The sequence below is a fragment of the Kosakonia sp. H02 genome (assembly GCA_030704225.1).
Classification (GTDB): domain Bacteria; phylum Pseudomonadota; class Gammaproteobacteria; order Enterobacterales; family Enterobacteriaceae; genus Kosakonia.
The window spans coordinates 3,139,909-3,161,643 of record CP131915.1; the positions used below are offsets into that span (position 1 = coordinate 3,139,909).

Consider the following 21,735-nt stretch of genomic DNA (forward strand, 5'->3'; position numbering starts at 1 on the left):
GAAGAATAGCCGGGTTTCCCCGGCTCAGGAAAGGTGCGCTTTACAGCGCGAGCAGCCGATCGAGAGACGGCGCAAAGTAGTAACCGCCGGTTACCGGGCGGGTAAAGCGCAACATCGCGTCGCGTTTGCCGTCGGTATCGCCAAACATACTCAGCAGTTGCTGTTCGATGTTATACAGGCGCGCGCAGTAGGTGCAGAAATAGAGGCCGTGAATGCCGCTGGCGGTGCCGTAAGGCAGGCTCTGGCGCACGATTTTCAGCCCTTTGCCATCCTCTTTCAAATCAACACGGGTCAGATGGGACGTCACCGGGCGCGCATCGCCATCAATCTCTTCATTGGCAACTTTGGTGCGGCCGATCATCATCTCCTGATCGCCCACGCTCATGCGGTCAAGCTGCTTCAGATTGTGCTCCCAGCGCTGCACCATCACGTAGCTGCCGCCCGCGTCGATACCGTCCTGAATAATGGCCACTTCGCGGCGTGTCTCATCGCCCGCCGGGTTTTCTGTGCCATCAACAAAACCGCTGAGATCGCGGTCTTCCACCCAACGAAAACCGTGCGTCTCCTCTTTCACTTCCAGCACATCGCCAAAGGCGGCCAGCGCGGCCTGGGCGACAGAGAAGTTCACATCGTGACGCAGCGAGAGAATATGGATAAGCACATCATGTTGCGTTGCCGGTGCCAGACCTTTGCCGTAAGACGGAAAATCTTTTAGCTCCTGCGCGCCCTGATCGCCGCTTAATGTGCGCCAGACGCGGTTGCCGAAGGCCACCACCGCGCCGAGCGCGGCATCCGGGAACTGCGCATGAAAGGTGGCGAGCTTATCAGCGAACACCCGGCTGGCCGCGCGAAGGGCATCTGTGTCCCCTTTTACGCGGGCTTCCATCCAAATCGCCGCACGGCAATGCTCCGGCAAAATGCCGCTTTGAACCTGGGACATCACTCCTCCTGAAAACTGACCGCAAAAACCTTGCGGCATTGTACCTGTTTTCAGTCGGCATCAGAATGTTCCGATCACATTAACGTCGCCAAATCAGCTTGCTGACTTTCCAGTTTTTGAGGGTGTCATCGGCAGGCATCAACCCTTCCGGGCCGCTCCACTCGCCGCTGAACAGAAAACTAATATGCTGGCTGCCGGGCGCTTTACACTCGACGCCGGAAATATCCGCTTCGGAGGCCTTCACGCAGTTGCCAAAGGCTTTGTCATACAGCGTATTAAACGGCGTGCCAATTTTTACCCCGTTGTTGGTAGCAATTTCCGGGTCCAGCACATCAATACGGCTGACGGTGCCGTTTTCGCCGTTCACCACCAGCGCCAGTTGTTTCTCTTTCAGCGCTTCGAAATAGCGCACAATATTGCCTTTGTCACTCTTCATCCCGCTGCGCAGATGGTAATCGCCGCCTAACGCCTCGTTAATCGCTTCCTCATTAAGCGGTGTGCTGGCGGTAATGTTGCCGACACCGTTTTCACTGACTTCAAGGGAGGAGCCAAACCAGTTCCACGGATACGCAGACGACCAGTTAACGGAAGCGAGAGTTGAGCAGCCGGTAAGCGCCAGCGGCAGAATGCAAACAAATGTACGCAGAGATTTCATGCACAATTCCTTAATTTCATTTAACGCCTCTTGGAGTACCGAAAGCGAAAAAAGTGCCGTCATGGCGCGGGTTAATACTCTTCATCTTCAATTAAGCGCTTACCAAGATTGACGGTATCGGTGTGTTCATACCCCAGGCGCTCATACATGCCGATCACCATTTCGTTGTCTTCGCGCACCATTAAATTGATTTTCGGGCAGCCACGGGCGATCAGTTTTTTCTCCAGACGACTGAGCAAAGCGTTAGCAATACCGCGACCGCGAAATTCCGGGTGCACGCCCAGGTAATAGGCCGAACCGCGATGGCCGTCATAACCGCCCATCACCGTGCCGACCACTTCTCCCCCCACTTCCGCCACCAGAAACAGGCTGACGTCGTGGTTCACTTTGCGTTCGATATCCATTTCAGGATCGTTCCACGGGCGCAGTAATTCACAACGCTCCCACAAGGTGATCACTTCTTCGAAATCCTCCTGGCGAAAAACGCGTATCTCCATGGTATTCCCCTTATTTTCAGCTGTGTAAACGGTGATTATGGCCTCTGGTATCGCCTTAGCCAATATCCAGCATCCCCACCGCTGAAAAATGGCATAATGGCACTCTGTCACGTATTGAAATGAAAAGTAAAACAATTGTTCCTACGGACTGTCGTCACGGCAAACTCGATACGATATAACACCAGCCACCACGGATAACCCATTTTCAGGCTATGAGCACCTTTAAACCATTAAAAATACTCACCTCGCGTCGCCAGATCCTGAAAGCAGGTCTGGCAGCCCTGACACTGTCGGGCATGTCTCGTGCTATCGCTAAGGACGAGACACCACTGAAAACCACCAACAGCCACAGCAAGCCAAAAGCGAAAAAAGCGGGGGCAAAGCGCATTGTGATGCTCGACCCCGGCCACGGCGGTATTGATACCGGCGCTATCGGTCATAACGGCTCGAAAGAGAAACATGTGGTACTGGCAATCGCCAAAAATGTCCGCGCGCAGCTGCGGGCGAAAGGCATTGACGCACGTCTGACACGCACCGGCGATACGTTTATTCCTCTCTACGATCGCGTGGAGATCGCTCACCAGCACGGCGCCGATCTGTTTATGTCGATTCACGCCGACGGTTTTACCAACCCAAGCGCGGCGGGCGCGTCGGTCTTTGCGCTCTCCAATCGCGGCGCGAGTAGCGCAATGGCGAAATACCTTTCTGATAAAGAGAACGCCGCCGACGATCTGGCCGGGAAAAAAGCCCGCGATAAAGATCATCTGCTGCAACAGGTGCTGTTTGATTTAGTTCAGACCGATACCATCAAAAACAGTCTGACGCTTGGCTCACATATCTTAAAACAGATAAAACCGGTGCACCGCCTGCACAGCCGCAATACCGAACAGGCAGCGTTTGTGGTGCTAAAATCTCCGTCTATTCCCTCAGTGCTGGTGGAAACCTCATTTATCACCAACCCGGCGGAAGAGAAACTGCTCGGCACCGCCGCGTTCCGGCAAAAAATCGCCAACGCCATTACCGACGGTGTGCTGAGTTACTTTAGCTGGTTCGATAATCATAAAGCCCATACGAAGAGACGCGGATGAGTACGCCTGCAATAGAACCGGTAAAAAAAGCCCTGCTCGCGTTGCAGGATAAAATCTGTCACCAGCTTAGCGCCATCGACGGCGCTGCGTTTATCGAAGATAACTGGCAGCGCGCTGCGGGCGGCGGCGGGCGCAGCCGTGTGCTGCGTGATGGCCGCGTGTTTGAACAGGCGGGGGTGAACTTTTCCCATGTTCACGGCGATGCAATGCCCGCGTCTGCCACCGCTCACCGCCCGGAACTGGCGGGTCGCAGTTTTGAGGCAATGGGCGTGTCGCTGGTGGTGCATCCGCGCAATCCGTATGTACCGACCAGCCATGCGAACGTGCGCTTCTTTATCGCGCAAAAACCGGGCGCAGAACCGGTATGGTGGTTCGGCGGCGGTTTTGATTTGACACCCTTCTACGGTTTTGAAGAGGACGCGATTCACTGGCACCGCACCGCACGCGATCTTTGCCTGCCTTTCGGTGACGACGTTTACCCACGCTACAAGAAGTGGTGCGACGACTATTTCTATCTCAAACATCGTGATGAGCAGCGCGGTATCGGCGGGCTGTTTTTCGACGATCTCAACACGCCGGATTTTGACCACTGTTTCGCCTTTATGCAGGCGGTGGGACACGGTTTTACCGACGCCTACTTGCCGATTGTTGAACGCCGCAAAGAGACGCCCTGGGGCGAGCACGAACGGGATTTCCAGCTTTACCGACGCGGGCGCTATGTGGAGTTTAATCTGGTATGGGATCGCGGCACGCTGTTTGGTCTGCAAACCGGCGGGCGTACAGAGTCAATTTTGATGTCGATGCCGCCGCTGGTGCGCTGGGAATACAATTATCAACCCACCGAGGGCAGCCCGGAAGCCGCCCTGAGTGAGTTTATAAAAGTACGCGAGTGGGTGTGATTTCATCCCTCCGGCGAAACGCCCGGTGGTGCTAACGCTTACCGGGCTTACATTACAGCGGCTCTGTTTGCGCCTCGGCCACGGCCAACGCCACCATATTGACGATACGGCGCACGGAGGCAATCGGCGTCAATACATGCACCGGTTTTGCCACCCCCATTAACACCGGCCCGACGGTGACGCCTTCAGCACTGGAAACACGCAGCAGGTTATAGCTGATTCGCGCGGCTTCCACGTTCGGCATAATCAGGATATTCGCCGTCCCTTTCAGCGGGCTGTCCGGCATCCGATCGTGGCGAATATGCTCATCCAGCGCGGCATCGCCGTGCATTTCTCCGTCGATCATCAACTCCGGCGCGCGTTCGCGCACCAGCGCCAGCGTCTCGCGCATTTTCACCGCAGCCGGTGCGTTCGACGAGCCGTACTGCGAGTGAGAAAGCAGCGCCACGCGCGGCTCAATGCCGAAACGGCGCACCGTTTCCGCCGCCAGCAGGGTAATTTCTGCCAGTTGTTCCGCGCTCGGATCTTCATTCACGTAGGTATCGGCAATAAACGTGTTCCCGCTCGGCAACAGCAGCGCGTTCATCGCCCCCGCCGCATGCACATTATCGCGATAACCGAAGATCTCGCGCACCACGCTGAAGTGCTCATGGTATTCGCCGATAGTGCCGCAAATCATGGCGTCGGCTTCACCGCGATGCACCATGATCGCGCCAATCACCGTGCTGTTGGCAATCACCGCGCGCTGCGCCTGTTCCTGGGTCACGCCCCGGCGTTTCATGATGTTGAAGTATTCCGTCCAGTACTCTTTAAAGCGCGGATCGGATTCGTTATTGACGATTTCAAAATCGGCGTCCGGGCGGATTTGCAAACCCAGTTTCTGAATGCGCATCTCAATCACGCTCGGTCGGCCAATGAGGATCGGTTTTGCCAGCCCCAGCGTCACCAGTTCCTGCGTGGCATGCAGCACGCGCGGCTCTTCCCCTTCCGTCAGCACTACGCGTTTCGGCGCACTGCGGGCCTGGGAGAAAATCGGCTTCATAAACAGGTTGGTTTTGTACACAAACTCGGTGAGCTTATCGACATAGGCATCAAAATCACTAATTGGCCGTTTAGCCACGCCAGATTCCATCGCCGCTTTCGCCACCGCCGGTGCGATTTTCACAATCAAACGCGGGTCGAAGGGTTTCGGGATCAGGTAATCGGGGCCAAAGCTTAAATCCTGATCGCCATAGGCTGAGGCGACCACTTCGCTCTGTTCGGCGTGCGCCAGTTCGGCAATCGCCTGCACCGCCGCCAGCTTCATCTCTTCGTTAATCGCCGTTGCGCCGACATCCAGCGCGCCACGAAAGATAAACGGGAAGCACAGCACGTTGTTGACCTGGTTGGGGTAATCAGAGCGGCCAGTGCAGATAATCGCATCCGGGCGCACCGATTTCGCCAGATCCGGCAGGATCTCCGGCTCCGGGTTAGCAAGTGCGAGGATCAGCGGCTGGCGCGCCATCTCTTTGACCATCTCCGGGGTCAGCACTTTCGGCCCGGAGCAGCCCAGGAAGATATCCGCCCCGGCCACCACGTCTGCCAGCGTGCGTTTGCCGTCGTCGTTCACCGCATAAGCGGCTTTGGTTTCCGCCATGTTCGGCTCGCGGCCTTTATAGATAACGCCTTTCGAATCGCAGACCACAATATTGTGTTTCTGCATCCCCAGCGCCACCAGCAGGTTCATACAGGCAATCGCCGCCGCACCTGCGCCGGAAACCACCATGCGCACATCAGAGAGGTTCTTTTCTACCACGCGCAGGCCATTGAGGATGGCGGCGGTACTGATAATCGCCGTGCCGTGTTGATCATCGTGAAACACAGGAATGTTCATGCGCTCGCGGAGTTTAGCTTCAATGTAGAAACACTCCGGCGCTTTGATATCTTCCAGGTTGATGCCGCCAAACGTCGGCTCCAGCGCCGCCACGACATCAATCAGTTTGTCGGGATCTTGCTCATCGACTTCGATATCGAACACATCGATACCGGCAAATTTTTTAAACAGTACGCCTTTGCCTTCCATCACCGGCTTACCGGCGAGCGCGCCGATATTGCCAAGACCCAGTACGGCGGTTCCGTTCGAGATAACGGCCACCAGGTTTCCGCGGGCGGTATATTTGTAGGCAGCCAGCGGATCTTTTTCGATTTCAAGGCACGGTGCGGCGACGCCCGGCGAGTAGGCCAGCGCTAAGTCGCGCTGGGTGGCCAGCGGTTTGGTCGGGGAGACCTGAATTTTCCCCGGGCGGGGAAATTCATGAAAATCGAGGGCACTTTGTTTTAGTTGGTCGTCCATTTGATGTTCCTTTCACGTTGCTTTCAGCTTTAAGAGTGATAATGCGTGATGACTATCCAATGCGCCGCTCAGTATGGCCGCTATCAGACGCATAAACTTTGAACATAGCCAAAATCTCGCCACGACATAAACAAAAGCTTTACGAATTTCTCCCATCTTTGTTACGTACCGCAAAACACCCTTAAGGGGTTCATCTGCTATGCTTTTTTGTTATGCAGCTCTCATCCTCACAAAAGCGCGCAGCGAAGCGCTTCAATAACACATTGCTTTTAAAGGAGTTATCTTCATGAACTATTTAGACGGCCTGAAACAGTTCACCACGGTCGTGGCAGACAGCGGCGATATCGAGTCCATTCGTCATTACCAGCCCGAAGATGCCACTACCAACCCTTCCCTGCTGTTAAAGGCAGCCGGGCTGGGGCACTTCTCCCATCTGGTTGACGACGCCATTGAATACGGTAAAGCCCGCGGCAAAACTCAGGAGCAGCAGGTTGCAGAAGCCAGCGACAAACTGGCGGTGAATATCGGTGCGGAAATTCTGAAAAGCATACCGGGACGCGTCTCTACCGAAGTGGACGCCCGTCTCTCCTACGACAAAGAAAAAAGCATCGCCAAAGCGCGCCGCATCATGGAGCTGTACCAGGATCAGGGCATCGATAAATCGCGCATTTTGATCAAACTGGCGTCGACCTGGGAAGGGATCCGCGCGGCGGAAGAGCTGCAAAAAGAGGGAATCGACTGTAACCTCACCCTGCTGTTCTCTTTTGCGCAAGCGCGCGCCTGCGCCGAAGCCGGGGTTTATCTGATTTCGCCGTTCGTGGGCCGTATTTATGATTGGTACAACGACCGCAAACCGCTTGATCCGTACGTGGTGGATGAAGATCCAGGCGTCAAATCCGTACGCAATATCTATGACTATTACAAACAGCACCGCTACGAAACCATCGTCATGGGCGCCAGCTTCCGCCGCACCGAGCAGATCCTCGCGCTGGCAGGCTGCGATCGTCTGACCATCTCCCCGGCGCTGCTGAAAGAGTTGCAGGGCCAGGAAGGGCTGGTGGAGCGCAAACTGGTGCCGTCTTCACAAACCTTCCCGCGCCCGCAACCGCTGACCGAAGCGGAGTTCCGCTGGGAGCACAACCTTGACCCGATGGCTGTCGATAAACTGTCCGACGGTATTCGCCAGTTCGCTGTTGACCAACGCAAACTTGAAGATCTGCTCGCTGCCAAACTTTAACCTTTTGCCACGGAGTGAACTATGTCCCGTAAAGAGCTTGCTAACGCCATTCGCGCCCTGAGTATGGATGCGGTGCAAAAAGCCAATTCCGGCCACCCTGGCGCGCCCATGGGCATGGCCGATATCGCAGAAGTGCTGTGGAATGATTTTCTGCAACACAACCCGGCGGACCCGACCTGGTACAACCGCGACCGTTTTATTCTCTCTAACGGTCACGCTTCCATGCTGCTCTACAGCCTGCTGCATTTAAGCGGCTATGACCTGCCACTCGAAGAGTTGAAAAACTTCCGTCAATTGCATTCCAAAACCCCGGGTCATCCGGAAATTGGCTACACGCCAGGCGTGGAAACCACCACCGGCCCGCTCGGCCAGGGGCTGGCAAACGCCGTCGGTCTGGCGATTGCAGAACGGACGCTGGCCGCGCAATTTAACCGCCCAGGACATGACATTGTTGACCATTACACTTACGTGTTTATGGGCGATGGCTGCCTGATGGAAGGGATTTCCCATGAAGTCAGCTCGCTGGCTGGCACGCTGGGGCTTGGCAAACTGATCGGTTTTTACGATCACAACGGCATCTCCATTGACGGGGAAACTGAAGGCTGGTTTACCGATGACACCGCTAAACGCTTTGAAGCCTATAACTGGCATGTGGTTGGCGAAATCGACGGCCACTCACCGGAGGCGGTGAAAAACGCCATCCTCGAAGCGCAGAGCGTGAAAGATAAACCGTCGCTGATTATCTGCCGCACGGTGATTGGCTTTGGTTCGCCAAACAAAGCCGGTAAAGAAGAGTCTCACGGCGCGGCACTGGGCGAAGAAGAAGTGGCCCTGACCCGTCAGAAACTGGGCTGGAAATACCCGCCATTCGAGGTGCCAAAAGAGATTTATCAGGCATGGGATGCCCACGAGCGCGGCGCAAAAGCCCAGCAGTCGTGGAATGAAAAACTGGCGGCCTGGGAGAAAGAATTCCCGGACCTGGCAGCCGAGTTCAAACGCCGGATGAGCGGTGGCTTGCCGGAAAGCTGGGAAAAAACCACCACCGAGTGGATCAACAACTTGCAGGCTAATCCGGCGAAAATCGCCACCCGTAAGGCGTCGCAAAACACCTTAAATACCTATGGCCCGGCGCTGCCGGAGCTGCTTGGCGGTTCCGCTGACCTGGCGCCCAGTAACCTGACCATCTGGTCGGGTTCGACGTCGCTGAAAGAGGATCCCGCCGGGAACTACATTCACTACGGCGTGCGCGAGTTTGGTATGACGGCGATTGCCAACGGCATTGCCCATCACGGCGGCTTTGTGCCCTACACCGCCACCTTCCTGATGTTCGTTGAATATGCCCGCAACGCGGCGCGTATGGCGGCATTAATGAAAGCGCGGCAAATCATGGTCTATACCCACGACTCGATTGGTCTGGGGGAAGATGGCCCGACGCACCAGGCCGTTGAGCAGCTTGCCAGCCTGCGCCTGACGCCGAACTTCAGCACCTGGCGTCCGTGTGACCAGGTCGAAGCCGCTGTCGGCTGGAAACTGGCGATCGAGCGCCATAATGGCCCGACGGCGCTGATCCTCTCGCGTCAGAATTTGACGCAGATGGAGCGTACACCCGAACAGGTGCAGGCCATCAGCCGCGGTGGTTATATTCTGAAAGAGAGCGACGGCAAGCCGGATATCATCCTGATTGCCACCGGTTCTGAGATGGAGATCACCGTCAAAGCCGCCGAGCAACTGACCAGCGAAGGCGTCAAAGTGCGCGTGGTGTCACTGCCTTCTACCGATATCTTTGATGCGCAGGATGAAGCCTGGCGTGAATCGGTACTGCCGTCGGATATTAGCGCACGCGTCGCGGTGGAAGCCGGGATTGCCGACTACTGGTACAAATATGTCGGTCTGAAAGGGGCGATTGTCGGCATGACGGGCTACGGCGAATCCGCTCCGGCGGAAAAACTGTTCCCCTACTTCGGCTTTACTGTCGAAAACGTGGTGGCGAAAGCCAAAGCTGTCCTGAAGAAATAAGCATAAGGCGCGCCCGCACCCGGCAGGCGCGCCGTTTTTATTCCTTCACCCGCTTATCGTGTCACCCAAAGCGTTGGCCACGCATCCGGGCCGTGCCAGCTATCGCAGGTGGGCTCCTGGGCGTAACGCACCAGGCGAAAGCGCTGCCCGTCGAAACGCCAGCGGCTCGACACGCCGCAATCCCCCAGCCCGCGCCCTTTCGCCAGCGTGGTCAGCTCACGGCTTTTCTCATCAAACGCTGCGTTCATCAGCTCCATCTCATTATTGCCGTTATCCGGGGTGAACGGCAGGCGCAGGCGCACCGGTCGGGTAGAAAAGGGTTTTTGACGCGAAACCACCCAGGCGAGGTCGACCACGTTATAGGCGCCGGCTTCGCAGTCGATTATCAGCAGCGCTTTATCATCGGTCAGGGCAGCAACGCGCACCTGGCGGCGCATAGGGTCCAGCGAACACTGGATGTTATTCATGCGCCAGGTGCCATAATCCAGCAGATCGTTGAGTTGTTGGTGAGTTAATGGGGTCGGCGCAACGTCAAGCTGGGCAACCTCTTTTAACGCGGGCGCAGGCGGGACGCTTAACGGCGGGCCGTCGCCTTTTTTGATCCACGCGGTTTCACTGCCGACGCGCTTTTGCTGCCCATCAATAAACAGCAATGCCGCTTTCAGCCCCGTCAGCGAAATCGTGCCTTTGCCGTCCTGCAAGGTGATCGCCTGCCCATCCTGGATGCTTTCTAATAAACCGTTGACGGTTCGCGCCTTGTCGGTCATCAGATGCCACGGTGTGATTTTCCACTGATCGTTGCGCATTTTTAGCGGCTGCCCGTCGAGCAATAAACGCCCCGCGACAGGAGGCTCTTTGGCAGGGGGCGCGCTGATGCCGCCAAAATCGATGCGTAATGACGCATCAGCGCGGGCGCCTGCGCTGCGGTCGAGGGACATCACCAGGCCGCCATGTTCGCCAATATTGCGCGCCACACAAAAGTTCTGGTTATTGCAGGTTACTTGCCAGTCGGAAAAGGTTTGTTGCGCGGGCGCAGCCCACAGCAACGGCGCGGTGCCAAGCCCGGCCAGCAAAGTTAAAACGCTGCGATAACGCATGGATGGAGTAACCCCGGAAGTAAAGATGCATAACTGGCGTATCTTTACTCTCCGGGTTGGGCTTGCTCAATCGGATTTATCGGATAGCTTCATCCGAAAGCTGGTAGTTGCAATCGGTTTAAATTCAGTTCATTAGGCCGCACGTTTGCAGATATTGCAGCAAAATAACCGCTTTACCATCACGGATCTCGCCGTTTGCCACCATCGTGAGTGCCTGCTGGAAGGGAAGTTCGAGGACTTCAATATCTTCATCTTCTACGCCACCACCATTATTGGCGCGTTGCGCGTCGTTATATTCCGCCACGAAAAAGTGGACGATTTCCGTGACGCCGCCCGGGGACATATACAGCTCGAATACTTTGCGCACTTCGCCGATCTGAAAGCCAGTCTCTTCAATCGCCTCTTTGCGAATGCACACTTCCGGTTCGTCGTCGTCCAGCAACCCGGCGCAGGTTTCAATTAAAAGACCGTCTTCGTTACCGTTCACCCAACTGGCAATACGGAACTGGCGGATCAGCACGACGCTCTGTTTTTCGCGGTTATAAAGCAGGATGGTTGCGCCATTGCCGCGGTCGTAGACTTCACGTTTATGACGAATGACTTCGCCATTCTGGCGGGTTAAATCGTAGGTGATATTGCGCAGCACAAAGTAATTTTCAGAGAGGATTTTGTCTTTGATAACTTCAATTTTTAGCGACATTACAGGCTCCGGAACGCTAACAGAATGCCGTTATACTACGCGCCCGAGCCTGTTTTGTCGCCGTGCCGTTAATGCTTACCCGGCGTTTTCACCCCCAGCCACGCCATCATGCCCTGCGCCGCGTGGCGTCCTTCCGCCATTGCGGTGACCACCAGATCGGCGCCGCGCACCGCATCGCCCCCGGCGAAAATTTTCGGGTTGCTGGTTTGATAGCGAAACGCGCTGTCAACGCTTGCCGCGATGCGTCCCCAGTCATCCACCTGCACGCCGTGACGCTCCAGCCACGGCATCGAATGCGGGTTAAAACCAAACGCCATGATCACGGCGTCGGCAGGCATCACAAACTCGCTGCCGTCAATCGGCACCGGGCGGCGGCGGCCTTTGGCATCCGGCTCGCCCAGTTGCGTGCGCAGTAAGCGAATGCCGCACACGTTACCGCTGCTATCCACTTCGATGTTTACCGGCTGGACGTTGAATTCAAAATTCGCGCCTTCATCGCGGGCGTTTTTCACCTCTTTTTTCGAGCCGGGCATATTGGCTTCGTCGCGACGATACGCGCATGTGACCTTCCCCGCGCCATGTCGCAGCGCGGTGCGCACGCAGTCCATCGCCGTATCCCCGCCGCCGAGCACCACCACATTCAGCCCTTCGGTATTGATAAACGGCTCATCGGCGCTCTCTGCCAGGCCCATTACCTGTTTGGTATTGGCAATCAGGAACGGCAGCGCGTCATACACGCCGGGCGCATCTTCATTTGGCAAACCGGCTTTCATTGAGCGGTAGGTGCCGACGCCCACAAACACCGCGTCATACTCCGCCAGCAGCGTATTCAGCGCGATATCTTTGCCAATCTCGCAATTGAGTTCAAAACGGATGCCCATGGCGCTGAAGATTTCGCGCCGACGTGTGAGCAGGGATTTATCGAGCTTGAAAGAGGGGATGCCGAAAGTGAGCAAGCCGCCGATTTCCGGGTGCCGGTCAAACACCGTCGCGCTGACGCCGTGGCGGGCAAGCACATCGGCACAGGCAAGGCCGGCAGGCCCCGCACCGATAATCGCCACGCGTTTATCCACTGCGGTGACCTGTTTTAAATCAGGCCGCCAGCCCTGCGCCAGCGCCTGGTCGGAGATATAGCGCTCAATATTGCCGATGGTGACCGCGCCATACTCATCGCGTACCGTGCAAGCGCCTTCGCACAACCGGTCCTGCGGGCAGACGCGTCCGGTAATTTCCGGCAGGCAATTGGTCTGGTGAGAAAGTTCGACCGCCGCCGCAATATCCCCCGCTTTCACCTGTTCTATCCATTGGGGAATATGGTTATGCAGCGGGCAGTTCCATTCGCAAATGCTGTGCTCGCCGCACGTCAGGCAGCGCTGCGCTTCGCGCTGGGCCTGGTCGGCGCGAAACGGCAGATAGATTTCGTCGAACCCGGTTTTGCGCGCCGCAAGGGGCAGTTTATCCGGCTCGCCGCGCGGTGGCGTTTTATGCATCTGCCGCACTTTACGATTGTTACATGCCGGAGCCAGCGCCGCGACGCTGTGCCACGGCTGCGCTTCATGGCTGGCGGTGCGCAACCGCCGCGCTTTCGCTATTCCCGCCAGCGCATTGCTGTTTATCAGTTGCAGCGCATCGGCCGGGCAGTTTTCCACGCAGGCCGGGCCTTCAGGTCGGTCATGGCAAAGATCGCATTTGTTCGCGGTGGCTTTCACCTGCCCTTCGCCCACGGGCGTCACCAGCACCTGCATGGTGCCGAACGGGCACGCGACAACGCAGGATTTACAACCAATGCATTTTTGCTGATTGACCTGCACCGCATCATCGACGCGGGCGATCGCGCCATTCGGGCAGCTGCGCGCGCACGGCGCGGCTTCGCAGTGGTGGCAGGTGACCGCGCTGTTTTGTTGCGGCTGTTTGACCACCGTAATGCGCGGGTGAAACTGCGCAGAACTTAAGACATGTTGCTCATTGTTATGAGCCATTACGCAGGCGACTTCGCAGGCACGACACCCTATACATTGCTGGCTGTTCGCCATAATAAAACGGTTCATGGCATCCTTCTTTTTTGGTTTAATAAACCCTGTTTTTTGTATGAAGATTGTATTTACCGGGGCGCAACCCGTCAGGCAATGTCCATTTGCCCAGAAAGGTTATCTATTTTTCACGAACATGTAGCAGATCAATTTATTCCAGAATTTCTAAAAAATAATTTCATTCGATGGGCGTGCGTGCCGATGTTTACCGTACGTCACATCTGGGATCAGGAAGCGCTACAGTGATAGTCAAAAGACCCGTTTCAGCCAGTCTCGCCAGAGCATTTTTCTCGATTGTATTGCTGTCGCTGCTCTCCACCGGCGTGGCGCTGATTACCCTTGCCAGCAGCTTGCGCGACGCGGAAGCGATTAATATTGCCGGGTCGCTGCGCATGCAGAGTTACCGTATCGGTTACTCTCTGCAACACACATCTGGCGAGCTGGCAGCCCTCCGCCAGACCTACCAACACACCCTCAATTCCCCGGTGTTACAGACGCTAAACCGCTGGTACGTACCGCAAGAAGTGCAGCAGCGCTACAGGCAATTGCACGAAAGCTGGCGGGAGATGGAAAACCATCTCAGTCAGGGCGATATGGCGTGGTATCAGCAGAATATTCAGCGCTACGTCGGCAATATCGACGCGTTTGTGCTGGCGCTACAACACTACGCCGAACGCAAAATGATGCTGGTGGTGACGATCTCGCTGCTGGGTGCGGTGGGGATTTTTACCCTTGTTTTCTTTACCCTGCGCCGCATCCGCCATCAGGTGGTGAAACCCCTTGAACGGTTAATGGCCGCCTGCCAGCGCATCCAGCAGGGGCAGTTCTCTATTTTGCCGCTTAACAGCACGCTGGATAACGAACTCGGTTTACTGGCTTCCACTTTTGATCGCATGTCCAGCCAACTCTTTAAGCTCTACCGTTCGCTGGAGACGTCCGTTGAGGAGAAAACCCGCGATCTGCATGAAGCCCACCGCCGCCTGGAAGTGATGTATCAATGTTCCCAGGCTCTGAACACCAGCCAGATTGATGCGCTCTGCCTGCGCCATGTGCTGCAAATTGTTCATAAGCATGAAGCGGCCTGCTTTCTGGAACTGGTGGTGGATGACAACTGGCGCATTCAGCAAGGTGAAGCGGACCCAGGGCTGCCGATAATCAGCCTGCCGGTGAATATGCAAGATAGCGTGCTGGGTGAATTGCGCTGGCAGAGTAAGCAGCAGCACCTGTTTGCACCGCTGATGAACAATATTGCGACCATTCTCGGGCGCGGCCTTTTTATCAACCAGGCACAGAAGCACTATCAGCAATTAATGTTGATGGAAGAGCGCGCCACCATTGCGCGGGAACTGCACGACTCGCTGGCGCAAATGCTCTCTTATTTACGCATTCAGTTGGCGCTATTGAAACGCGCGGTGCCGGAAGATAACGCACCCGCGCACGTTATCATCGATGACTTTTCTCGCGGGCTGAATAACGCCTGGCAACAGTTGCGGGAATTGCTCACCACCTTTCGCCTGTCGTTGCAGCAAAGCTCGCTGCCCGCCGCCCTTCGCGAAGCGATGGATGTGTTGCAAGGACAAACCCAGGCGCATCTGACGCTTGATTGTCGTCTGCCGACCCAGGCGCTGGACGCCCAGCAGCAAATTAACGTGTTGCAGATTGTGCGTGAAGCGGTGATCAACGCCATCAAACATGCCGGGGCGACGGAAATCACCGTTAGCTGCGTAACCGACCCGGATGGTCTACATTCGGTCTATATTCGCGATAACGGCAAAGGAATGCTGTCGACGGTTGAACCAGAAGGCCATTACGGATTGACGATTATGCGTGAACGCGCAGAGCGCCTTGGCGGCCGGCTGGACATTGATTCCCCGCCGGGCGGCGGTACGCAGATACGGTTTCGTTTTCCACGACAGATAAACGTCGAGCGTCAATAAGTGTAAAGAATCTCAAGTAAAATGGTTTGGTGACAGGAGAAAATTTGGCTTAAAGCGCCTTATGCATAGTTATGCCTTAATCCGGCATGATAATTTACATTTTCTCCTTTTTTTCTCCACGATTGGTTTCTCCATTGCCGCTACATTGATGCGGTCAATGTCACAATAACGATGCGCAGCGATATGAGGTCTTTTTTCTGATGGCGAACTTTTTTATTGATCGCCCCATTTTTGCGTGGGTGCTGGCGATCCTGATCTGTCTTACGGGGACACTTGCCATTATTTCTTTACCCGTCGAGCAATATCCCGATTTAGCCCCGCCCAATGTGCGTATTACCGCTAATTATCCTGGCGCATCGGCACAAACTCTTGAAAATACCGTGACGCAAGTTATCGAGCAGAATATGACCGGGCTGGATAATTTGATGTACATGTCTTCGCAAAGCAGCGCCACGGGCCAGGCAACCATCACCCTGAACTTTAGCGCCGGTACTGATCCGGACGAAGCGGTGCAACAGGTGCAAAACCAGTTGCAGTCAGCAATGCGTAAACTGCCGCAAACCGTGCAAAACCAGGGCGTCACGGTACGCAAAACGGGCGATACCAATATTTTGACCATCGCGTTTGTCTCCACCGACGGTTCGATGGATAAACAAGATATTGCTGACTATGTGGCGAGTAATATTCAGGATCCCCTAAGCCGCGTGAATGGCGTCGGCGATATCGATGCCTACGGCTCGCAATATTCGATGCGCATCTGGCTCGACCCGTCCAGACTCACCAGCTACCAGCTCACCACCGCGGATGTGACCAACGCTATTTCGTCGCAAAATGCGCAGATTGCCGTCGGCCAGCTTGGCGGCACGCCGTCCGTAGACAGGCAGGCGCTGAATGCCACCATTAACGCGCAATCCTTGTTACAAACGCCGGAACAGTTTCGCGATATAACCCTGCGCGTCAATCAGGATGGCTCCGAAGTGCGCCTCGGCGATGTAGCCACCGTCGAACTGGGTGCAGAAAAGTATGATTATCTGAGCCGCTATAACAGCAAAGCCGCCTCCGGGCTGGGGGTGAAACTGGCCTCCGGGGCGAATGAAATGGAGACCGCCGAACTGGTGCTCCAGCGGCTGGATGAGCTGTCGCAGTACTTCCCGCACGGTCTGGAGTACAAAGTCGCCTATGAAACCACCTCGTTTGTGAAAGCATCGATTATTGATGTGGTGAAAACCTTGCTCGAAGCGATCGCACTGGTGTTCCTGGTGATGTACCTGTTTTTGCAAAACTTCCGCGCGACGCTTATCCCGACCATTGCGGTGCCGGTGGTGTTGCTCGGCACGTTCGCGGTGCTGTACGCGTTTGGCTACAGCATAAATACCCTGACCATGTTCGCGATGGTGCTGGCTATCGGCCTTCTGGTGGATGACGCCATCGTGGTGGTGGAGAATGTCGAGCGCATCATGACTGAAGAGGGTCTCACGCCGCGGGAAGCGACGCGAAAATCGATGGGGCAAATTCAGGGCGCGCTGGTGGGGATTGCAATGGTGCTGTCGGCGGTATTTGTGCCGATGGCCTTCTTCGGCGGCACTACCGGCGCCATTTATCGCCAGTTTTCCATCACCATTGTCTCGGCGATGGTGCTGTCGGTGCTGGTGGCGATGATCCTCACACCCGCGCTCTGCGCCACGCTGCTCAAACCGCTGCATAAAGGCGAGCAGCACGGGCAGAGAGGCTTTTTCGGCGCGTTTAACCGCGTCTTTAATCGCAATGCTGACCGCTATGAAACAGCGGTAGGTAAAATTTTGCACCGCAGCCTGCGCTGGATCCTGCTCTATATGCTGCTGATTGCCGGCATGGTGCTGATGTTCCTGCGTCTGCCGACATCGTTCCTGCCGCTGGAAGATCGCGGCATGTTCACCACCTCCGTCCAGTTGCCGAGCGGCGCGACGCAACAGCAGACGCTGAAAGTGGTGCAAAAAGTTGAAGACTATTTCTTCACCCATGAAAAAGAGAATGTCGACTCGGTGTTTGCCACCGTCGGCTCTGGCCCTGGCGGTAACGGGCAAAACGTCGCGCGGTTGTTTATCCGCCTGAAAGACTGGGACGCCCGCGATCCGACAAACGGCAGCGCGTTTGCCATTATCGAACGCGCCACCAAAGCCTTTAACCACATTAAAGAAGCGCGCGTGTTTGCCAGCAGCCCACCGGCGATTAGCGGTATGGGGAGTTCGGCCGGTTTCGATATGGAATTACAAGATCACGCCGGAGCCGGACACGATGCGCTGATGGCGGCCCGTAACAGTTTAATCGAGATGGCGGCGAACGATCCCGCCCTCACCCGCGTTCGCCATAACGGGCTGGATGACAGCGCGCAGTTGCAGATTGATATCGATCAGCGCAAAGCGCAGGCGCTGGGAGTGTCGATTGATGATATCAACGACACGCTGCAAACGGCCTGGGGCTCCAGCTATGTGAATGACTTTATGGATCGCGGCCGCGTGAAAAAAGTCTATGTCCAGGCGGCGGCGAAATACCGCATGCTGCCGGACGATATCAATCTCTGGTATGTGCGTAACAGCAACGGCGGCATGGTGCCTTTTTCCTCGTTTGCTACCTCGCGCTGGGAAACGGGTTCACCGCGCCTGGAGCGCTACAACGGCTATGCGGCGGTGGAAATTGTTGGCGAAGCCGCGCCCGGTATCAGTACCGGTACGGCGATGGATGTGATGGAAAAACTGGTTAGCCAGTTACCGACCGGCTTTGGGCTTGAGTGGACCGCCATGTCCTACCAGGAGCGGCTCTCTGGTGCGCAGGCTCCGGCGCTGTATGCGGTGTCGCTGCTGGTGGTGTTCCTGTGCCTTGCCGCGCTGTATGAAAGCTGGTCGGTGCCGTTCTCAGTAATGCTGGTGGTGCCGCTTGGCGTGATCGGCGCGCTGCTGGCGACGTGGATGCGCGGGCTGGAAAATGATGTCTATTTCCAGGTCGGGTTATTAACGGTCATTGGGCTTTCGGCGAAGAACGCCATTCTGATTGTGGAGTTTGCCAACGATATGAATGCCAAAGGCGAGGATCTGCTGGTTTCCACGCTGCATGCCTGCCGCCAGCGCCTGCGCCCGATTCTGATGACCTCGCTGGCGTTTGTCTTCGGCGTTCTGCCAATGGCAACCAGCACCGGCGCGGGCTCCAGCAGCCAGCACGCCGTCGGCACCGGGGTGATGGGCGGGATGATTTCCGCCACCGTGCTGGCAATCTTCTTTGTGCCGCTGTTCTTTGTGCTGGTGCGCCGCCGCTTCCCGCTGAAAGAGCGTGCGCAGTAATTACCGGGCAACAAAAAGGCGACCGCTTCAGGGTCGCCTTTTTTATCTGTTTATTATTTTTAAGCCGTCACTGCTTACTTGTTTGTCTGGAAATTATTTACGAAGCATGTCTTCGATAAAATCTTTCCAGTTCCCCAGTTCGTGTTCAATCATAACTACCTCTCTTATTATTGCGGCCATTCTACTCAAATACCCGGATGCCTGTGAAGCTATTCCAGCCAATCGGTGTCATCGCTGATGGCGGGGCATTTAACTGTGGCTCGGGATAACTATGCGCCGATAGCGGGCGTCTTACTGTGATTAACGGCAATATTTCCCAAAAACTTAAGGGTTAAATGAAATGACGATCACATTGTAAGATAAATCTACAATCCACTTATTCAGCAGCACGCTATTCATGACCAAAAGTTATTTAACTAAAATTAAACAGATCGTTATTTCCTGAATTATTATTAACACGCGAATGATATCCAAATTAAATTCCGTTATTCTAATTTCTTGTACAAATAATCAAAAAAGCGACAAAAGGATTCACCATGATCACGATGTACGGCATCAAAAATTGCGACACCATTAAGAAAGCCCGCCGCTGGCTGGAGGCGCAGCAGGTTGACTACCGCTTTCATGATTACCGCGTCGACGGCGTTGACGCGCAATTGCTGCGTACATTTATCGATGAACTTGGCTGGGAAGCGCTGCTCAATACGCGCGGCACCACCTGGCGCAAGCTGGATGAAGCCCGGCGTGAACGCATTACCGATGCTGACGCCGCGCTGGCCTTAATGCTTGAGATGCCAGCAATTATTAAACGCCCATTGCTCTGCGCGCCCGGTAAGCCTATGCTGCTGGGTTTTAATGAATCCAGTTATGGGACGTTTATCAACGAGGTGTAGTGTATGTCGTGCCCGGTTATTGAGCTGACGCAGCAGCTTATTCGTCGCCCTTCTCTTAGCCCCAATGATGCAGGATGCCAGGCGCTTATGATTGAACGCCTGCGCGCCATCGGTTTCACCGTTGAGCCGATGGATTTTGGCGACACGCAAAACTTCTGGGCATGGCGCGGTCAGGGCGAAACCCTGGCTTTCGCCGGTCACACCGATGTGGTGCCGGCGGGCGATGCCGACCGCTGGATCAATCCCCCCTTTGAACCCACCATTCGCGACGGCATGCTGTTTGGTCGCGGCGCAGCCGACATGAAAGGTTCGCTGGCGGCGATGGTGGTTGCCGCAGAACGTTTTGTTGCCCAGCACCCGCAGCATAAAGGCCGTCTGGCGTTTCTCATCACTTCTGATGAAGAAGCCAGCGCCACCCACGGCACAGTAAAAGTGGTTGAAGCGCTGATGGCGCGCCATGAACGATTGGATTACTGCCTGGTGGGCGAGCCATCGAGCACCGAAGTGGTCGGTGATGTGGTGAAAAATGGCCGTCGCGGCTCGATGAGCTGCAACCTGACCATTCATGGCGTGCAGGGCCACGTTGCCTACCCGCATCTGGCGGATAACCCGGTGCACCGCGCCGCGCCAATGTTGAATGAGCTGGTGGCTATCGAGTGGGATCACGGTAACGAGTACTTCCCGCCGACCAGCATGCAAATTGCCAATATTAAAGCCGGGACCGGCAGCAATAATGTCATCCCCGGCGATCTGTTTGTGCAGTTCAACTTCCGCTTCAGCACTGAGCTTACGGACGAGATGATCAAAGCGAAGGTGCTGGCGCTGCTGGAGAAACATCAACTGCGTTATTCCGTTGACTGGTGGGTTTCCGGGCAGCCTTTCCTGACCGGGCGCGGCAAGCTGGTGGATGCGGTGGTCAACGCCATTGAGCACTATAATGAGATTAAACCGCAGTTATTAACCACCGGCGGCACGTCCGATGGACGTTTTATCGCGCGGATGGGTGCACAAGTGGTTGAGCTCGGGCCGGTGAACGCGACCATTCACAAAATTAACGAGTGCGTGAACGCGGCGGATTTGCAACTGCTGGCGCGTATGTATCAACGCATTATGGAACAACTCATCGCCTGACGGGTCTGGAGGATTGCATGGATTGGCTGGCTAAATATTGGTGGATTCTGGTGCTGGTGTTTTTACTTGGCGTGGTGCTGAACGTGATTAAAGATCTCAAACGCGTCGATCATAAAAAATTCCTCGCAAACAAGCCGGATCTGCCGCCGCACCGTGATTTCAACGATAAGTGGGATGACGAAGACGACTGGCCGAAAAAGGATCAGCCGAAGAAATAACGCCTTCACCCCCATTCGGGGGTGACGTTTTTTACAGCAACTCGATAATATCGTCATCATTCGGCTTACCGCCGCTCAACGCCTCATCGAAATAGTGCTTCGGCACCGTATAACGCAAGTGATTCAGCGCCAGCGCCATACTGCGATCATCAATGGCATGCCCCAAATCCTCGACAATATCGAGTGTAATATCGCCGCCTAAGCTGCTCACTGCGTCCTGCGCCTGCACCGCCCAGGCCAGATCAATCACCCGGTCTTCGCCACCGTGGATCAGGTGAATCGTATTCGTACTGGAAATGGTCTGCGGCAGGCTGGCGTAGCGGCCATTAAACGCAATCACCCGTGAAGCGAGATCCGGCTGCGCTTTTACCCCTTCAAGGGCCATAATTGCCCCCTGCGAGAAGCCGATCAGCGCCGTGGCAAGCGGGCTGACGCCGCTTTGCTGCTGCCAGTAACGCACAACATCAATAAACTGTGGCATCACCGCATCCACGCGCTGCTGGCGGTTCTCTTCGCTGATATTACCGACGGAAAACCACTGACGACCCGGTGCCGCACCGCTCGCCTCAATACCGCCAATGCTGACAATCAGCGCCTCGGGAAACTCGGGCGCAAAGAGGCGGCCAATCTGCCCCATGGAGACAGGATTATCGCCCACGCCATGAAACAGCAGCAGCAACTGTTTTGCCGGGTTTTGCGGGCTTTGCACAACAAAATGGTCATGTTTCATGGTGGTCTCCTTCATTCAGTG

At 55.7% G+C, this 21,735-nt stretch carries 18 protein-coding genes; 9 read left to right on the forward strand and 9 right to left on the reverse strand.

All coding sequences use genetic code 11. The annotated features are described in order from the left end of the window. Positions 1 to 40: 40 nt before the first annotated feature. The 3 genes from Q5705_14730 to Q5705_14740 form a co-directional block, all read right to left on the reverse strand. Complete coding sequence (locus tag Q5705_14730) at positions 41 to 940, reverse strand: Dyp-type peroxidase (GenBank protein WLI75836.1); 900 nt, start codon at positions 938 to 940, stop codon at positions 41 to 43. Positions 941 to 1,019: 79 nt separating this feature from the next. Then, a complete protein-coding gene (locus Q5705_14735) occupies positions 1,020 to 1,595 on the reverse strand; it encodes an RpoE-regulated lipoprotein (GenBank protein WLI75837.1) in 576 nt (191 codons plus the stop codon). Positions 1,596 to 1,666: 71 nt separating this feature from the next. Continuing rightward, a complete protein-coding gene (locus Q5705_14740; protein WLI75838.1) occupies positions 1,667 to 2,092 on the reverse strand; it encodes a GNAT family acetyltransferase in 426 nt (141 codons plus the stop codon). 212 nt (positions 2,093 to 2,304) lie between these two features. Here Q5705_14740 and amiA point away from each other — a divergent pair, with 212 nt between their 5' ends. Together amiA and hemF are read left to right on the forward strand one after the other, a co-directional pair. Continuing rightward, on the forward strand, positions 2,305 to 3,180 hold the full coding sequence (gene amiA, locus Q5705_14745) for an N-acetylmuramoyl-L-alanine amidase AmiA (protein WLI75839.1): 876 nt from the start codon (positions 2,305 to 2,307) through the stop codon (positions 3,178 to 3,180). After that, positions 3,177 to 4,079, forward strand: coding sequence for an oxygen-dependent coproporphyrinogen oxidase (gene hemF / locus Q5705_14750; protein ID WLI75840.1), 903 nt, complete (start codon positions 3,177 to 3,179; stop codon positions 4,077 to 4,079). Before amiA ends, hemF begins: the two co-directional genes overlap by 4 nt. A gap of 52 nt (positions 4,080 to 4,131) precedes the next feature. On the opposite strand, the gene maeB is transcribed toward hemF, so the two are convergent. Next, a complete protein-coding gene (gene maeB, locus Q5705_14755; GenBank protein ID WLI75841.1) occupies positions 4,132 to 6,411 on the reverse strand; it encodes an NADP-dependent oxaloacetate-decarboxylating malate dehydrogenase in 2,280 nt (759 codons plus the stop codon). A 286-nt stretch (positions 6,412 to 6,697) separates the two neighbouring features. Here maeB and tal point away from each other — a divergent pair, with 286 nt between their 5' ends. Then, positions 6,698 to 7,648 (forward strand): transaldolase, encoded by a 951-nt coding sequence (tal, locus tag Q5705_14760; GenBank protein WLI75842.1) that lies wholly within the window; start codon positions 6,698 to 6,700, stop codon positions 7,646 to 7,648. A 21-nt stretch (positions 7,649 to 7,669) separates the two neighbouring features. Beyond that, positions 7,670 to 9,664 (forward strand): transketolase, encoded by a 1,995-nt coding sequence (gene tkt, locus Q5705_14765; protein ID WLI75843.1) that lies wholly within the window; start codon positions 7,670 to 7,672, stop codon positions 9,662 to 9,664. A gap of 53 nt (positions 9,665 to 9,717) precedes the next feature. On the opposite strand, the gene Q5705_14770 is transcribed toward tkt, so the two are convergent. From Q5705_14770 to aegA, 3 genes are all read right to left on the reverse strand, one after another. Further along, entirely contained in the window at positions 9,718 to 10,761 is a 1,044-nt protein-coding gene (locus tag Q5705_14770; GenBank protein ID WLI75844.1) for a DUF1176 domain-containing protein, read from the reverse strand. Between the two features lie 124 nt (positions 10,762 to 10,885). Further along, entirely contained in the window at positions 10,886 to 11,461 is a 576-nt protein-coding gene (gene nudK / locus Q5705_14775; protein WLI75845.1) for a GDP-mannose pyrophosphatase NudK, read from the reverse strand. A 68-nt stretch (positions 11,462 to 11,529) separates the two neighbouring features. Continuing rightward, entirely contained in the window at positions 11,530 to 13,509 is a 1,980-nt protein-coding gene (gene aegA / locus Q5705_14780; protein ID WLI75846.1) for a formate-dependent uric acid utilization protein AegA, read from the reverse strand. Positions 13,510 to 13,733: 224 nt separating this feature from the next. On the opposite strand from aegA, the gene narQ reads away from it, so the two are divergent. Together narQ and acrD are read left to right on the forward strand one after the other, a co-directional pair. Next, positions 13,734 to 15,428 (forward strand): nitrate/nitrite two-component system sensor histidine kinase NarQ, encoded by a 1,695-nt coding sequence (narQ, locus tag Q5705_14785; protein WLI75847.1) that lies wholly within the window; start codon positions 13,734 to 13,736, stop codon positions 15,426 to 15,428. 200 nt (positions 15,429 to 15,628) lie between these two features. Continuing rightward, entirely contained in the window at positions 15,629 to 18,742 is a 3,114-nt protein-coding gene (gene acrD, locus Q5705_14790) for a multidrug efflux RND transporter permease AcrD (protein WLI75848.1), read from the forward strand. 93 nt (positions 18,743 to 18,835) lie between these two features. On the opposite strand, the gene ypfM is transcribed toward acrD, so the two are convergent. Next, on the reverse strand, positions 18,836 to 18,895 hold the full coding sequence (gene ypfM, locus Q5705_14795) for a protein YpfM (GenBank protein WLI79037.1): 60 nt from the start codon (positions 18,893 to 18,895) through the stop codon (positions 18,836 to 18,838). A 383-nt stretch (positions 18,896 to 19,278) separates the two neighbouring features. Here ypfM and Q5705_14800 point away from each other — a divergent pair, with 383 nt between their 5' ends. Genes Q5705_14800 through Q5705_14810 form a run of 3 tightly spaced genes read left to right on the forward strand, consistent with a single transcriptional unit; the run spans position 19,279 to position 20,984 of the window. Next, entirely contained in the window at positions 19,279 to 19,635 is a 357-nt protein-coding gene (locus Q5705_14800) for an ArsC family reductase (protein ID WLI75849.1), read from the forward strand. Positions 19,636 to 19,638: 3 nt separating this feature from the next. Then, on the forward strand, positions 19,639 to 20,766 hold the full coding sequence (dapE, locus tag Q5705_14805; protein WLI75850.1) for a succinyl-diaminopimelate desuccinylase: 1,128 nt from the start codon (positions 19,639 to 19,641) through the stop codon (positions 20,764 to 20,766). Positions 20,767 to 20,783: 17 nt separating this feature from the next. Next, a complete protein-coding gene (locus Q5705_14810; GenBank protein ID WLI75851.1) occupies positions 20,784 to 20,984 on the forward strand; it encodes a YpfN family protein in 201 nt (66 codons plus the stop codon). Between the two features lie 31 nt (positions 20,985 to 21,015). On the opposite strand, the gene ypfH is transcribed toward Q5705_14810, so the two are convergent. Beyond that, positions 21,016 to 21,714 (reverse strand): esterase, encoded by a 699-nt coding sequence (gene ypfH / locus Q5705_14815; GenBank protein WLI75852.1) that lies wholly within the window; start codon positions 21,712 to 21,714, stop codon positions 21,016 to 21,018. Positions 21,715 to 21,735 lie beyond the last annotated feature (21 nt).